This window comes from Anaeromyxobacter soli (assembly GCF_022808855.1).
Lineage (GTDB): Bacteria > Myxococcota > Myxococcia > Myxococcales > Anaeromyxobacteraceae > Anaeromyxobacter > Anaeromyxobacter soli.
In genome coordinates this window covers 1-14,214 of the sequence record NZ_JAKZLF010000035.1, presented here as the reverse complement: position 1 = coordinate 14,214, position 14,214 = coordinate 1, and the positions used below count along the sequence as shown (strand labels likewise).

Genomic DNA, 14,214 nt, shown 5'->3' with positions numbered 1-14,214 from the left:
CGCGAGGGCCACGCGCGGGCGACCGCCCGCTCCCGGAGCTTCGCACGGCCCCGGATCGCACGCTCCGGTCTGGGCATCGACGCGATCGGGCCGGTCCGCGACAATGGGGGCGCCGCTCGGGACCGGCGGAGGAGCCGGCGCGTGCGCCGGGGGGGCGCCATGAGGTGGATCATCGGCCTGGACCTTCGTCCGCGGAGCCACGGCGCGCTGCACTTCGCGACCTGGCTCACGAAGACGGTCCCGAAGAGCGACGAGCGGTTCATCGCGGTCCACGTGCTCGAGCCGGAGCACCTCCGCGCCGCGCTCAAGTACCACCACCTCGACGAGCTGATCGCGGCGGCGCGCGAGTCGGGCCGGCGCACGCTCGAGCGCGAGGGGGCCGGCGAGCGCGTCCAGGAGCTCGAGATCCTGGAGGGGATGGGCGCCGACGACGGGCTCATCGAGGCGCTCGCGCGCCACGACGCCGACGCCCTGCTCGTCGGCCGCATCGCCGGCCGTTCGGAGGCCGCGCTCGTGCGGCTCGGTCGGGTGGCGCGTCGCCTCCTGCGCCGGCTCCCGGCCCCCGTCGTCGTCGTCCCGCCGGACCTCGAGACCGCCGACATCGGGGGCGGCCCCATCGTCGCGCTGACGCGCCTCGACGAGTCGTCCACCGAGGCCTGCCGGTTCGCCGGGCGATTCGCCGCGCAGACCGGGCGCCGCCTCGTCCTGCTCCACGTGGTGCCGTACCTCGAGCTGCCGTTCCTCGCGGGCGCGTCGGTCGACGAGATCGCGCGCGAGCAGAAGCGCGCCGCCGAGGTCGCGTGCGCGGCGTGGATCGAGCGCCTGCAGCTCCACGTGGACGAGGCCGTGGTCGAGCAGGGCGACGTGCTCGATCGCGCCGACGCGATCGTCGAGGCGCGGGAGGCGCCCCTGCTCGTCGTCGGCGCGTCACGCCGCGTCGCGCTCGACCGGCTCGCGACCCCGAGCCTGGCCCGCGAGCTCGCCGCGACGGCGGCGGTGCCGGTCGCGGTCGTGCCGCCGCGCGCGTGAGGACGCCGAGAAACCGTCCACCGGCAATTCGATTCGCGCCCGGCCGCAGGAGCTCGCGGCGCTCATCCGGTCATCACCTCGCAGCCGTCGCGAGTCACGACGATCGTGTGCTCGAACTGGGCCGAGAGACTTCCATCCGCGGTGACGGCGGTCCATCCGTCGGCCAGCAGCTTCACCTCTGCTCGGCCGAGGTTCACCATCGGCTCGATGGTGATGGCCATCCCTGCCTTCAGCTTCACGCCCTGTCCCCTCGCGCCGACGTGCATCACGAGCGGCGGACCGTGCATCATCTTGCCGATGCCGTGACCGCCGTATTCGCGCACCACGCTGCAGCCTTCTGCTCGCGCGAGCTCTTCGATGGCGGCGCCGACGTCCCCGAGCCGGACGCCATGCCGCACGACCGCCACTCCCGCATCCCGGCAGCGGCGGGCGACCTCGACGATGTGCCGCGCCTCTGCGGAGACCTCGCCGATGCAGAACGTCGCCGAGGTGTCCCCGTGAAAGCCATCCAGGAGCGTGGTCACGTCCACGTTCACGATGTCGCCAGGATGCAGCCGCTCGTCGGTGCGCGGGATGCCGTGACAGACGACCTCGTTCCGGCTCGTGCAGACCGCCGCGGGGAAGCCGTGGAAGCCGAGCTGGCTCGGCTTGCCTCCCCGACGTGCCGTGTCCTCGCGCACCCAGACGTCGATGTCCGCGGTGGCAACTCCCGCGGCGAGTCGCTCGCCCACGTGCGCCAGCGTCGCCGCAGCGGCGTTCCCGGCGCGCCTCATCCGTTCGACTTCTCGTTCGCCCAGAAGCGGGATTCCCATGCTGGCAAGGCTGCCAGCAAGGTGCAGCGGCGATCCAATGCTGTCTCGGTATCGGGTCCGCTGCAGCGGGCTCGAAAATCCGCTTACGGACACGAGCTCCTCTCGAGGGCCGGCCCGTGGGCCTCGGCGACCTGACACGCAGGCCGACCTTCAGGTACCGTTCCGCTCGTGAGCCTCACGTACATCCAGTCCTTCGTCGCGGTCGCGGAAGAGGGCCACGTCGGTCGCGCCGCCCGGAAGCTTCACCTCACGCAGCCGCCCCTTTCGCGACACATCCTCGCGCTCGAGGATGAGCTCGGAACCCGCCTCTTCGAGCGGACGCCGCGCGGGATGAAGCTCCTTCCCGCCGGAGAGGTCCTTCTGTCCCACGCTCGGCGGATCCTCGCGGAAGTCGACATGGCCATCGAGCGCACGAAGGGCGCGGGCACTGGCGGGCGTTGAGGCCGCAGAGCCGACCGGGTCGAGGTCGAGGTCGACGGAAGCCCGCCCCGAGGCGCGCAACGGCGCCGCTGGGGCAGGCGCGTCCCCGCCGCGCCGGGCGCTCCGGCGCGGCGGAACGCCCGACGTCACGGGCCGCAGCGCGTCGAGTGGCAGCGGCAGCAGCTCGCGGTCCCCGACGCGGGGCTCACGAGGTACTGCCGGCCCCACACCGGCGCGTCGCCGAGGTGGCAGGCCACCCCGGAGCAGCGCTTCGTCGCCGGGTCGTACGCGGCGCCCGACAGCTCGATGGAGAGCGTCGTGCCGTCGAGGACCGCGCCGGCCGGGACGGCCTCGCAGAACCGCGAGGGCGAGACCCAGTACGGGCGCGTCGGCGTGTTCGGCGCCGCCGGCAGGCCGGCGAGCGGCGGGAGCGCGGTGCGCGGGTCGAACACGACGTCGCGCCGGCCGTTCACGTGCGTGAGCGGCAGCACCTTGCCCCGCGCGACCGGGGCGCCCCCGGCGACGTGGCAGGTCCCGCACTGCGTCGCCTTCCAGCGCGGATCCGCGAGCCGGGCGGGATCGCCGCCCGCGAGCACGTAGCTCCCGGTCGTGTCGAGCCAGTAGAAGCGAGAGGGCCCCGTCGCCGTGGGATCGGTCGTCGCGTAGTGGCAGGTCTGGCAGGTGACGGGCGCCGCCGCCTCGCCGGCCACGGCACTGCCGTGCTTGCTCGCGTGCGCCGGGCCGCCGAGACCGACGTAGTGGCCGAACTCGCGCCCCTGCTCGGTGAGGCCGATGTGGGCGTTCGCGTCGAGGGCGCCGGCGCCGCCGGAGGCGTAGCTCGGCGGGTTGCCGTGGCAGCCGTCGCACCCGAGCGCCGCGCCGGAGGTCCAGGCGGGCGCCGTCGCGTACGCGGGGAGCGCCTGGCCCGACGAGTGGCAGTAGACGCCGCTGCACCGGCCGGTGGCCGCGTCGTACACGGCGTCCGGCGCGTTCCGCGCGCGCAGGGAGCCCGTCGCCGCGCCCGCCGGCGTGAGCTCCACCTCGACCTTCAGGTCCATGTGCTTCGCCGCGTCGAGCGGGTGGCAGTTGCCGCAGCCGAACTGGTAGCCCGAGGCGCCGCCCGGCGCGTAGGCCTCCAGGATGCGGAGATCGCCGTATTGGGGCACGTCCGGCGTCGGGAACGCCGCGTGGGCGAGGTGGGCGCCGTTGGCGGGCGGGACCCCGTGGCAGGCGCCGCACTTGCCCGTCGCGTCGAGCTTGCCGTCGATGTGATGTCCGCCCTCGACGTCGATCGAGCCGTCGGGCTTCACGGTGTCGGGGTGACAGCCTGCGCATCCGGTGGGGGAGGAGGTCGGGTGCGGCGCAGGCGGCGGCGCACCGTGGCAGGTGCCGCAGGCAGCCTGCGTGCCGTCGACCCTCGTCCAGATCGGGGTCGTGTTCTTGCCGCCCGCGGCGAGCGTCTGGCCGTGGCAGTAGTTCGTGCACGTGAGGTCGCTCGGGTCGAAGCCCGCGATCGCCTCGCCCGCCGTGGCGAGCGGGCCCCACGCGAGGTCGACCGTGCCGTTCGAGTGGATCGTCTCGGTGGGCACGACGTGGCAGTCGCTGCACCTCAGCGCCTTGCGCAGCGTGCCGTCCCGCACGTGCGCCTGGTGCGCGCCGACCGCGCGGGCGGTGGTCGCCGTCTCGAGGTGGGTGCCGATCGGCGGCGCGGGGTTGTCCGTCGAGCCGTGGCAGGAGCTGCACGTCATGCCGGCCACGTCGACGTTTCCGTCGATGTGGCGGCCGCCGGCCACGTCGATCGTGCCGTCGATCGCGACGGTGAGCGGGTGGCAGGAGTTGCAGAGCGGGTTGTCGGGGTGGTTCGTGGTCGGCGGGCTCCCGTGGCAGGTGCCGCACGCGGCCTGCGTCCCGTCCACCTTCGTCCAGGTCGGCGTCACGAGCGAGCCGCCCGCGGCGAGCGTCTGGCCGTGGCAGTAGTTCGTGCACGTGAGCGTCGTCGCGTCGAAGCGCGGGACCGCACCGTTCTTCGAGGCCAGCGTCCCCCAGGTCAGGTCGGCCGTGCCGTTCCGGTGCGTCGCGTCGGAGAACTGATGGCACGCGTCGCAGGTCATCGCCTGGAAGAGCGCGCCCTCGCGCACGTGCGCCTGGTGCGCGCCGACGGCGCGCGAGGTGGTCGCCGTCTCGCCCTTCGTGCCCACCGGCGGCGCCGGGTTCGCATCCGAACCGTGGCACAGGCTGCACCCGCCCGAAACCTGGACCGCGCCGTCGATGTGCCGTCCGCCGGCCACGTTGATCGTGCCGTCCGGGTTCACCGTGTCCGGGTGACACGCCGCGCAGTCCGCGCTCTGCGGGTGATTGCCGGCAGGCGGAGCGCCGTGGCAGGTGCCGCACGCCGCCTGCGTACCGTCCACCTTCGTCCAGGTCGGGGTCGTGTTCTTGCCGTCCGCGGCGAGCGTCTGCCCGTGGCAGTAGTTCGTGCACGTGAGCGTCGTCGCGTCGAAGCGCGGGACCGCGCCGTTCTTCGAGGCCAGCGTCCCCCAGGTGAGGTCGGCCGTGCCGTTCCGGTGCGTCGCGTCGGAGAACTGGTGGCAGGCGTCGCAGGTCATCGCCTGGAAGAGCGCGCCCTCGCGCACGTGCGCCTGGTGCGCGCCCACCGCCCGTGCCGTGGTGGCCGTCTCGCCCCTCGTGCCCACCGGCGGCGCCGGGTTCGCATCCGAGCCGTGGCACAGGCTGCACCCGCCCGAAACCTGGATCGCGCCGTCGATGTGCCGCCCGCCGGCCACCTTGATCGTGCCGTCCGGGTTCACCGTGTCCGGATGACACGCCGCGCAGTCCGCGCTCTGCGGGTGATTGCCGCTCGGCGGCGCCCCGTGGCAGGTGCCGCACGCCGCCTGCGTCCCGTCTACCTTCGTCCAGGTCGGGGCGGTGTTCTTGCCGCCCGCGGCGAGCGTCTGGCCGTGGCAGTAGTTCGTGCACGTGAGGGTCGTCGCGTCGAAGCGCGGGACCGCACCGTTCTTCGAGGCCAGCGTTCCCCAGGTGAGGTCGGCCGTGCCGTTCCGGTGCGTCGCGTCGGAGAACTGGTGGCAGGCGTCGCAGGTCATCGCCTGGAAAAGCGCGCCCTCACGCACGTGCGCCTGGTGCGCGCCCACGGCCCGTGCCGTGGTGGCCGTCTCGCCCTTCGTGCCCACCGGCGGCGCCGGGTTCGCGTCCGAGCCGTGGCACAGGCTGCATCCGCCCGAAACCTGGATCGCGCCGTCGATGTGCCGCCCGCCGGCCACGTTGATCGTGCCGTCCGGGTTCACCGTGTCCGGGTGACACGCCGCGCAGTCCGCGCTCTGCGGGTGATTGCCGCTCGGCGGGGCGCCGTGGCACGAGCCGCAGGGGGTCGGGCTCGTGGACACGACGGTCCACGTCGGCACCGTGGCATTCCCGCCCGCCCCGAGCGTCGCGCCGTGGCAATAGGTCGAGCTGCAGGTCGCGCCGTTCCAGACCGGCGTCGTGCCTCGCGAGGCCAGGCCCGTGAACGGCATCGAGACGGTGCCGTTCGCGTGCTCGGTTCCGAGATCCGTCACGAGCGCGTGGCAGTCGCTGCACGCGAACGCCTTGCGGATCGCGCCGTCCACCACGTGCTTCTGGTGCGCGCCCACCGGCCGCTGGGTCGTCAGCGTCTCGCCGCGCGTGCCGAACGGCGGCGCCGGGTTGACGCCCTGCCTGCCGTGGCAGGCCGTGCAGCTTCCGCGGCCCTCCACCTGCACGATGCCGTCGATGTGCTGGCCGCCGGCGACGTCGATGCCGCCCGTCGCGAGCACGGTCCCCGGATGGCAGCGCGCGCAGTCGGTGGCCTGCGGGTGCGGCAACGGAGGCGGCGCGCCGTGGCAGGCGTTGCACGCGGTCGGGCCGTCGGACACGGCCGTCCAGACCGGCGCCTTCGCCGTGCCGCCCCCGAGCGCGAGCGTCGCGCCGTGGCAGTAGGTCGAGCTGCAGGTCCCGCTGGCGCGGGTCCACTCCGGGGCGGTTCCCTTCGCGGCGAGCGCGCCCCAGGCGAGGTCCACGGCGCCGTTCGAGTGCAGCGGCACGGTCGGCTCGACGTGGCACTCGGCGCAGCCCACGGCCTTGCGAATGCTTCCGTCGCGCACGTGCTGCTGGTGCGCGCCGACGGCGAGCTCGGAGGTGGCGGTCTCCCCGTGCGTGCCCGCGGGAGGCGCGGCGTTCACGCCGTCCGTGCCGTGGCACATCGTGCAGGTGAGCGGCGCGAGGTCGAGGTGCCCGTCGATGTGCTTGCCGCCGGCGACGTCGATGGCCGAGCCGTCGGCGGTCAACGTGCCGGGGTGGCAGCGGCCGCAGTCGGTCCGCTGCGGGTGCGGCAGCGGCGGAGGCGCGGCGTGGCACGCGCCACACGAGGCCTGCCCCTCGCCGACCCGGGTCCACACGGGCGCGGTGAGCTGGCCGCCGCCGAAGGACAGCGTCGCGCCGTGGCAGTAGGTCGCGGCGCACGTCGCGGTCGCGGGGCTGAACGACGGGCTCGCGCCGTCCGCGGTCGCGAGCGCGCCCCAGGTGAGCTCTGCGACGCCGTTGGCGTGGAGCGCCGCGGTGGGAACGACGTGGCAGTCCGTGCAGCCGAGGCGCGCGCGGACCGCGCCGTCCCGCAGGTGCGCCTGGTGCGCGCCGACCGCGAGGCTCGTCGTGGCGGTCTCGCCGGCGGTCCCGATGGGGGGAGCCGCGCTGGTCGCCGAGCCGTGGCACGTGTTGCACTCGAGCGCCTTCACGTCGACCTTGCCGTCCACGTGCGTGGCGGCGACCACGGACGAGGCGGTGTAGCCGAGGTGGCAGCGCCCGCAGTCGGGGTTCTGCACGTGGGGTGGCGGCGGAGGGAGCCCGTGGCACGCCCCGCAGGCAGCCTCGGAGGCGCCCCGGTTCCAGACGGGCGCCACGTGAGCGCCGCCGCCCATCGTCCCGCCGTGGCAGTAGGTGCCGCTGCAGGTCGCGGTCTCGCGGGTCCAGCGGGGTGACGCGCCGCCCATGACCGCGACCGCGCCGAAGGTCACCTTCTCCCGGCCGTTGTCGATGTGGCCGGGCGCGTCGACCGTCTGCGGGACGACGTGGCACGCGGAGCACGCGATCGGAGCGTGCAGCGGGCCGCCGCGCACGTGGACCTGGTGCGCGCCCACGACGGGGTCGCTGGCGTCGCGACCGCCCGTGACCGACAGCGGAGGCGCCGCGTTGTCGGCGCTGCCGTGGCAGCGCGAGCAGGTCGCGGGGTCGGGATCACCGTGGACGCTCCGCTCGTTACCGCAGGCGAGCGGACCGGCCGAGATCGCGGCGACGCACAGCAGCAGCGCAGGTAGGCGCGGCGGCGCCAACGAACCCAGTCCGGACTGCATGACGGAACCCTCCCCTACTCGTAGGATCCGGAACTTAGGTGCTGTCGCAAGATCTCAGGTGACTGCGATCAAGCGACGTGCCGGACGGATGGGGGCTTCCCCCTCCGGCATTGCGCTTCACGGCGCGCACAAAGGTATGCGCGCGCGCCTCGCGCATGCCCCTCACTCTTGCTTGCTGTGGATCAACACGCCTCGCGGTGCCCGGGTGTGCGCGCCGGCGCGCTCCCGGGGTCGAGCAAGCCTCGGATGGCGCCTCGAAGCTTGTTCACGGAACGTGCTGTCTGGGAGGTCGAGGTCGAGGTCGAGGTCGAGGTCGTCTTGACGGCCACCGTCCTGCCGGCCGGCGTGGGCGGCGCTACGGGTTCTCGAGCAAGAAGCGCTCGATCTCGCCCACGTCCTCGTTCGTGAGCGCGAGGTCCGCGGCCGCGACGAAGCCGTCCACCTGCTCCGCGCTGCGGGCGCCGACGATCGCGCCGGTGACGGCGGGGTGCAGCAGCGTCCACGCGACCGCCGCGGCCGCGGCGGTGGTGCCGTGTCTCGCGCCGATCCGGCCGAGCAGGTCCTGCAGCGCGAGGTTGCGGGAGAGCCGCGGTTCCTGGAAGTCGGGGTTGCGCCGGCGCCAGTCGTCCTCCGGGAACGCCTCGACGCGGGCGCGCGTCATCTTCCCGGAGAGGAGGCCCGCGCCCATCGGCGAGTAGGCGATGACGCCGATGCCGTCCTCGCGGCAGTAGGGCAAGAGATCCTGCTCGACGTCGCGGTGCAGGAGCGAGTAGCGCGGCTGGACCGACGTGACCGGCGCAACGTCGCAGGCGCGGCGGAGCTGCTCGCAGTCGTAGTTCGAGACGCCGACGAAGCGGACCTTCCCCTCCTGCTTCAGCGCCGCGAGGGTGGACCAGCCCTCGTCCATCTCCGCCGGGTCCTGGACCGGCCAGTGGATCTGGTAGAGGTCGATCGCGTCCACGCGGAGGCGCCGCAGGCTCGCCTCGCACTCGCGCCGGACGGAGTCGGCGCGCAGCGAGCGGCCGATCTTCCCGCGCTCGTCCCAGACCATCGAGCACTTCGTGAAGACGTACGGCCGGCGCGCCACGCCCTCGAGCGCGCGCGCGACGACCTCCTCGGAGTGGCCGAGGCCGTACACCGCCGCGGTGTCGATCCAGTTCACGCCGCGGTCGAGCGCGCGGCGGATGGCGGCGATGGAGGCGGCGTCGTCCTGGGGCCCCCAGGCGAATTCCCACTGGCCGCCGCCCACCGCCCAGGCCCCGAAGCCGAGCACCGTGACGTCGAGGTCCGAGCTGCCGAGGCGACGGGTCTTCATGCGCGCTCCCGCAAGAGGGTCCGCGCATGTTGATGACGGAGCCGGGCCGCGGCTGTCACGCGCCCGGGTGGAGCGCGCGCCTGGAGCGGGCAGCCCGGCAGGCGGCGCGGGCCGGAGCGCTCCGGCCCGCCCGCCGCGGGATCAGCAGGTCAGCAGCCGAGCTTCTTGAAGAAGTCGTTCCCCTTGTCGTCGACGAGGATGAAGGCCGGGAAGTTCTCGACCTGGATCTTCCAGACCGCCTCCATGCCCAGCTCGGGGAAGTCGATGCACTCGACCTTCTTGATGTTCTCCTCGGCGAGCACCGCGGCGGGGCCGCCGATGGAGCCGAGGTAGAACCCGCCGTGCTTCTTGCAGGCGTCGGTGACCTGCTGGCTGCGGTTGCCCTTCGCGATCATCACCATCGACGCGCCGTGCGACTGCAGCAGGTCGACGTACGAGTCCATGCGCCCCGCCGTCGTCGGGCCGAACGAGCCGGACGGCTTGCCCGGCGGGGTCTTCGCCGGGCCGGCGTAGTAGACGGGGTGGTTCTTCAGGTACTCGGGCACGCCCTTGCCCTGATCGATGAGCTCCTTGAACTTCGCGTGCGCGATGTCGCGCGCGACGACGAGCGTGCCGGTGAGGAGGAGCGGCGTCGAGACCGGGTGCTTCGTCAGCTCGGCCAGGATCTCCTTCATCGGGCGGTTCAGGTCGACCTTCACGCCGTGCTCGTGCTTGCCCTTCTTGTACTCGAGCGGGATCAGCCGCTCCGGGGCGTGATCGAGCTCCTCGATCCAGACGCCCTCCTTGTTGATCTTGGCCTTCACGTTCCGGTCGGCGGAGCAGGAGACGGCCATCGCCACCGGGCAGGACGCGCCGTGGCGCGGCAGGCGCACGACGCGGACGTCGTGGGCGAAGTACTTGCCGCCGAACTGCGCGCCGATGCCGAGCCCGTTCGCCGCCTCGAGTAGCTTCGCCTCGAGCTCGGTGTCGCGGAACGCCACGCCGTGCTCGTTGCCCTTCGTCGGCAGCCCGTCGTAGTAGCGCGTCGACGCGAGCTTCACCGTCTTGAGGCACTGATCGGCGGAGGTGCCGCCGACGACCACCGCGATGTGGTACGGCGGGCAGGCCGCCGTGCCGAGGTGGCGCATCTTGTCGACGAGGAACTTCTCGAGCTTCTCGGGCGTGAGGAGCGCCTTCGTCTCCTGCCAGAGCTGGGTCTTGTTGGCCGAGCCGCCGCCCTTGGTGACGAAGAGGAACTTGTACTCGGCGCCGTCGGTCGCGTAGAGGTCGATCTGCGCGGGCAGGTTCGTGCCCGTGTTGACCTCCTTGTACATGTCGAGCGCGGCCGTCTGGGAGTAGCGCAGGTTCTCGGTGGTGTACGTCGCGTAGACGCCCTTCGAGAGCCACTCCTCGTCCTTCGCGCCGGTCCAGACCTGCTGGCCCTTCTTCGCGACGATCGTCGCGGTGCCGGTGTCCTGGCAGATGGGCAGCTCGCCGCGCGCGGCGATCTCGGCGTTGCGGAGGAACGCGAGGGCCACGCCCTTGTCGTTCTGCGAGGCCTCGGGGTCGCCGAGGATCTTCGCGACCTGCTCGTTGTGCGAGGGCCGCAGGAAGAACGAGACCTCGCGGATCGCCTCGCGGGCGAGCCGCTCGAGCGTGGACGGCTCGACCTTGAGGACCTCCTTGCCGTCGAAGCTCGCCACCGACACGCCGTCGCGCGTGAGGAGGCGGTACTTCGTCTCGTCCTTCGAGAGCGGGAACGGATCCTGGTATTGGAAAGCTGGGGTCGCCATCGCCTTTCCTTCTCCTTGGGCTGCGGCGTAAGTGCCTGGGCGCAAAAGAGAACCACAGGTCGGCCGCGCGTGTCGACGGCGGCGAGCCCGCACGCGCGCCGCGCAAGCGGACGGCTCGGGTCCAGAAATCGTGCCGGCGCGTCACGATGACGCGTCGCCGGCGGGCCTCGTGATCAGAGGGACCGGGCCCGCGCCGCCACGTAGCCGGCGGTCACCACGTCCATCGAGCCGGTGTGCGAGACGAACCAGCGCGGGACCACCTCGAGCAGGTACCGGCGCAGCCGCGCCGTGTCGCCGCTCCGGCGGTACGCGGACGCCTCGGCGTCCATCTCCGCGAGCACACGGTCGTGCTCGCTCTTGTGCGGCAGGTACGCGGGGAAGCCGGTCTCCCGCATCACGGCCTCCTCGTGGAGGAAGTGCTCCCGCGTGTGCACCGCGAGGACCGCGAGCCGCTCGAGGATGCTCTCGACCGCACCCTTCCCGTCCCCGTGCGCCGCGAGCGCGAGGCCGAGCTCCTCGAGGAGCCGGAACTCCTCGGCATGGTCGCGGTTCATGAAGGGGAGCGGCAGGTCGGGAAGCTGGCTCGGGTCGACGTAGGGCATTCGCGGAGGTTCCTCGAGGTGAGCGCCGCGGCGATATAACCGGCGCTCCCCTGCTCCGCGAGAGGGTCCCGCTCCTCCCCGCCCGGGCGGTCGCACGCTCGCGCGCTCCGGGAGGGGCGGCCCACCGACCCCTCGAGCGGGGCTCAGCGGATGGCGCCCGCGGCGCGCGCCCGGCGCAGGCCGCGCGGCACGAGCCAGCGCTCCGCGAGATCGAACAGCGCCTGCGCGGCGAGCGCGAGCAGGGCGGCGGGGATGGCGCCCTCCAGGATGAGGGGCACCGAGGCGAGTCGCACGCCGGCGAGGATCGGCTGTCCGTAGCCGCCGGCCCCGACGAGCGCGCCGAGCGTGGCGGTGCCCACGGCGATCACCGCCGACGTCTTGACGCCCGCCAGGATCGCGGGGGTGGCGAGCGGCAGCTCGACCAGGCGGAGGCGCGCGCCCGGAGGGAGCCCGAGCGCCGCCGCCGACTCGCGCAGCTCGAGCGGGATCCCCGTCAGCCCGGCGTGCGTGTTCCGCACGATGGGCAAGAGGCCGTACAGGAAGAGGGCCGCGACCGCCGGCCGGGCGCCGATGCCGAGGAGCGGGATCATCATCACGAGCAGCGCGAGCGAGGGCACGGTCTGGACGACGCCCACCGCGGCGAGCACGACGCGGCCCACGCCCGGCCGGCGCGCCGCCACGACGCCGAGCGGGACCGCGAGCGCGATGGCGGCGAGGAGCGCCACCGCCACGAGGGCCACGTGCTCGCGCGTCCGGCGGAGCACGCGGGCCGTCCGGCCCTCCTCCTCCGGCGCGGCGGCGACGCCGAGCGTGGCGCGCAGGAACTCGCTCGCGACGCGGGCGGGCGCGACGCCGTCGAGCTCGGCGCGCGCGTTCAGCGCGATCATGGCGGCCGCGTCGATCCGGCCCTCGAGCCGCCGGATCGCCTCGAGCGCCGCGGGCGCGCGCCGCTCGAGGTCGAGGCGGTAGAGGTACACGGCGTCGTAGGGCGGGAAGGCGTGGAGATCGTCCTCGAGCACCACCAGGTCGTGGCGGCGGATCTCGGGGTCGGTCGAGTACAGGTCCGTCACGTCGATCTCGCCGGCCGCGAGCGCCGTGTACGCGACCTCGTGCTCGAGCCCCCGCACGTCGCGCTGCGGCAGCCGGTAGCGCGCGCGCAGCGCCGGCCAGCCGTCCCCGCGGTCCATGAACTCGTTCGTGAAGCCGAGCCGCAGCCGCGGCGAGCGCGCGAGGTCCGACACGCGGGAGATCCCGAGCTCGGCGGCGCGCGCGCGCCGCATCCCCAGCGCGTACGTGTCCTCGAACCCGAGCGAGCGGGTCATGCCGACGCCGCGGGCGGCGAGCGCCGCCCGGAGCGCGGCGGGATCGCCGGCCGGCACCGCGCCGCCGAGGAGCTCGCGCGCGACGGTCCCGGTGTACTCGGGGTAGAGGTCGACGTCCCCACGGACGAGCGCCTCCCAGACGACGCGCGTGCCGCCGAGCGCCGCGCGGTGCTCCGCCGGGACGCCCACGTCCCGGGCGAGCTCCACGGCCAGCTCGCCCAGCACGAGGGACTCGCCGAACTGCTTCGACCCGACCGTCAGCGAGCCGCCGGTGGCGGCGAGCGCGAGCGCCCCCGCGAGCGCAGCCCCCATCACGGCGCGGCCCCCGCGGGCAGCCCGAGCGCGCGCTGCGCGTGGACGAACCGCGCGACGAACGGATCCGCCGGGGTGCGCACGAGCGCGTCGAGGGATCCGCGCTGGAGGACCCGGCCGTCGCGGAGCAGCACGAGCTCGTGCGCGAAGAAGACGGCCTCGGCGAGGTCGTGCGTGACGAGCAGCACGGTCTTCCCGAGCGAGGCGAAGATCTCGCGCAGGTCGGCCTGGAGGTCGGCGCGCGTGATCGGATCGAGCGCGCCGAGCGGCTCGTCGAGGAGGAGGACCTCCGGCTCGAGGAAGAGCGCCCGCATGAGGCTCACGCGCTGTGCCTGGCCGCCCGAGAGCTCGTGCGGGAAGCGCGCGAGCGCCTCCGCCGGGAAGCGCGTCAGGGCGGCGAGCTCGCCGAGGCGCGCCGCGACGCGCGCCTCCGGCCAGCGGAGGTGGCGCGCGACGAGCGCGGCGTTCCCGCCGGCGGTGAGGTGCGGGAAGAGCCCGCCGCCCTGCACCACGTACCCGAGGCGGCGGCGGGCGGCGTGGTCCTCGGGGCGGAGCGGCGCGCCGCGGAGGCGCACCTCGCCCCGATCGGGCGCGACGAGGCCGAGCACGAGGCGAAGGAGCGTGGACTTCCCCGCGCCGCTCGGGCCGATGAGGGCCACGGTGCGGGCCGCGGGCACCGCGAGAGAGACCGGCCCGAGCCCCTCCGCGCCGTACCGCTTGACGACCTCGCGGAGCTCGATGGCCGGTGCACCCTCGGTCGATTGAGCCGCGCGCATCCTGCCGTCCCCGCTAACCGCGGCCGCGCCCGCTTCCAGGGCTCTGCCGGGTCGTCGGGGCGTACGCATCGTAGGGGGCGAAGGGGGACGGGATGCCCACGAAGAGCACCACACGGAAGGCGAAGGCGGACCTCCGGGCCGGGAAGCGGCCCTCCACGGCGGCGGGCGAGTTCGTCCGCGAGGAGATGGAGCACATCCGCGAGGGGAAGCATGGGGCCCGCTCGTCGAAGCAGGCGATCGCGATCGGGCTCTCGAAGGCCCGGCGGGCGGGCGTGCCCCTGGCGCCGCCGAAGAAGGGCACGACGAGCGCGCGCACGCGGCGCTCCGCGCAGCGTGACGCCGAGGTGGGACAGGGCAAGCGCAAGCCGCGCGCGCCCTCGCGCCGGAGGAGCGCCGCCGCGAAGGGCGCGCTGAAGCGCGAGGGGAACGCGGCCGCGTCGAAGCGGTCGCTGTCCGCGCAGGCGAAGCGCGCG

General features: G+C 74.0%; 10 protein-coding genes. 3 read left to right on the top strand and 7 right to left on the bottom strand.

Translation table 11 applies throughout. The annotated features are described in order from the left end of the window. Positions 1 to 141 precede the first annotated feature (141 nt). Positions 142 to 1,029 carry a universal stress protein gene (locus tag MLV88_RS19555; protein WP_242360962.1) on the top strand — a complete coding sequence of 296 codons (888 nt, stop codon included), beginning with the start codon at positions 142 to 144 and terminating at the stop codon, positions 1,027 to 1,029. Positions 1,030 to 1,091: 62 nt separating this feature from the next. On the opposite strand, the gene map is transcribed toward MLV88_RS19555, so the two are convergent. Then, positions 1,092 to 1,841, bottom strand: a complete 750-nt coding sequence (map, locus tag MLV88_RS19550) for a type I methionyl aminopeptidase (protein ID WP_242339346.1) — start codon at positions 1,839 to 1,841, stop codon at positions 1,092 to 1,094. A 168-nt stretch (positions 1,842 to 2,009) separates the two neighbouring features. Between map and MLV88_RS19545 the strand changes: the two genes are divergently transcribed. Next, positions 2,010 to 2,282, top strand: a complete 273-nt coding sequence (locus MLV88_RS19545) for a LysR family transcriptional regulator (protein WP_242339348.1) — start codon at positions 2,010 to 2,012, stop codon at positions 2,280 to 2,282. 125 nt (positions 2,283 to 2,407) lie between these two features. Here MLV88_RS19545 and MLV88_RS19540 read toward each other — a convergent pair whose 3' ends face one another. The 6 genes from MLV88_RS19540 to MLV88_RS19515 all read right to left on the bottom strand — a co-directional run bounded on the left by MLV88_RS19540 (position 2,408) and on the right by MLV88_RS19515 (position 13,741). Then, positions 2,408 to 7,642 (bottom strand): CxxxxCH/CxxCH domain c-type cytochrome, encoded by a 5,235-nt coding sequence (locus MLV88_RS19540; RefSeq protein WP_243338414.1) that lies wholly within the window; start codon positions 7,640 to 7,642, stop codon positions 2,408 to 2,410. 355 nt (positions 7,643 to 7,997) lie between these two features. Then, the gene (locus MLV88_RS19535; RefSeq protein WP_243338412.1) at positions 7,998 to 8,957 is read right to left on the bottom strand and encodes an aldo/keto reductase; all 960 of its coding nucleotides are present in this window, start codon (positions 8,955 to 8,957) and stop codon (positions 7,998 to 8,000) included. A gap of 149 nt (positions 8,958 to 9,106) precedes the next feature. Further along, positions 9,107 to 10,729: a fumarate hydratase gene (locus MLV88_RS19530; RefSeq protein ID WP_242339354.1), complete on the bottom strand. Its 1,623-nt coding sequence runs from the start codon at positions 10,727 to 10,729 to the stop codon at positions 9,107 to 9,109. A 173-nt stretch (positions 10,730 to 10,902) separates the two neighbouring features. Further along, the gene (locus MLV88_RS19525; protein WP_242339356.1) at positions 10,903 to 11,331 is read right to left on the bottom strand and encodes a bacteriohemerythrin; all 429 of its coding nucleotides are present in this window, start codon (positions 11,329 to 11,331) and stop codon (positions 10,903 to 10,905) included. Between the two features lie 143 nt (positions 11,332 to 11,474). Continuing rightward, complete coding sequence (locus MLV88_RS19520) at positions 11,475 to 12,965, bottom strand: ABC transporter permease/substrate-binding protein (protein WP_242372681.1); 1,491 nt, start codon at positions 12,963 to 12,965, stop codon at positions 11,475 to 11,477. Further along, positions 12,965 to 13,741: an ATP-binding cassette domain-containing protein gene (locus MLV88_RS19515; RefSeq protein ID WP_242339361.1), complete on the bottom strand. Its 777-nt coding sequence runs from the start codon at positions 13,739 to 13,741 to the stop codon at positions 12,965 to 12,967. Before MLV88_RS19515 ends, MLV88_RS19520 begins: the two co-directional genes overlap by 1 nt. Before the next feature lie 92 nt (positions 13,742 to 13,833). On the opposite strand from MLV88_RS19515, the gene MLV88_RS19510 reads away from it, so the two are divergent. Next, a partial coding sequence (locus MLV88_RS19510; RefSeq protein WP_242372679.1) for a DUF6496 domain-containing protein occupies positions 13,834 to 14,214 on the top strand: 381 nt, incomplete at its 3' end.

What these genes read in the sequence shown, in the direction of transcription:
- map (WP_242339346.1), bottom strand. Translation starts at nt 1,841, where the DNA reads ATGGGAATCCCGCTTCTGGGCGAACGAGAAGTCGAACGGATGAGGCGC.
- MLV88_RS19540 (WP_243338414.1), bottom strand. Translation starts at nt 7,642, where the DNA reads ATGCAGTCCGGACTGGGTTCGTTGGCGCCGCCGCGCCTACCTGCGCTG.
- MLV88_RS19535 (WP_243338412.1), bottom strand. Translation starts at nt 8,957, where the DNA reads ATGAAGACCCGTCGCCTCGGCAGCTCGGACCTCGACGTCACGGTGCTC.
- MLV88_RS19530 (WP_242339354.1), bottom strand. Translation starts at nt 10,729, where the DNA reads ATGGCGACCCCAGCTTTCCAATACCAGGATCCGTTCCCGCTCTCGAAG.
- MLV88_RS19525 (WP_242339356.1), bottom strand. Translation starts at nt 11,331, where the DNA reads ATGCCCTACGTCGACCCGAGCCAGCTTCCCGACCTGCCGCTCCCCTTC.
- MLV88_RS19520 (WP_242372681.1), bottom strand. Translation starts at nt 12,965, where the DNA reads ATGGGGGCTGCGCTCGCGGGGGCGCTCGCGCTCGCCGCCACCGGCGGC.
- MLV88_RS19515 (WP_242339361.1), bottom strand. Translation starts at nt 13,741, where the DNA reads ATGCGCGCGGCTCAATCGACCGAGGGTGCACCGGCCATCGAGCTCCGC.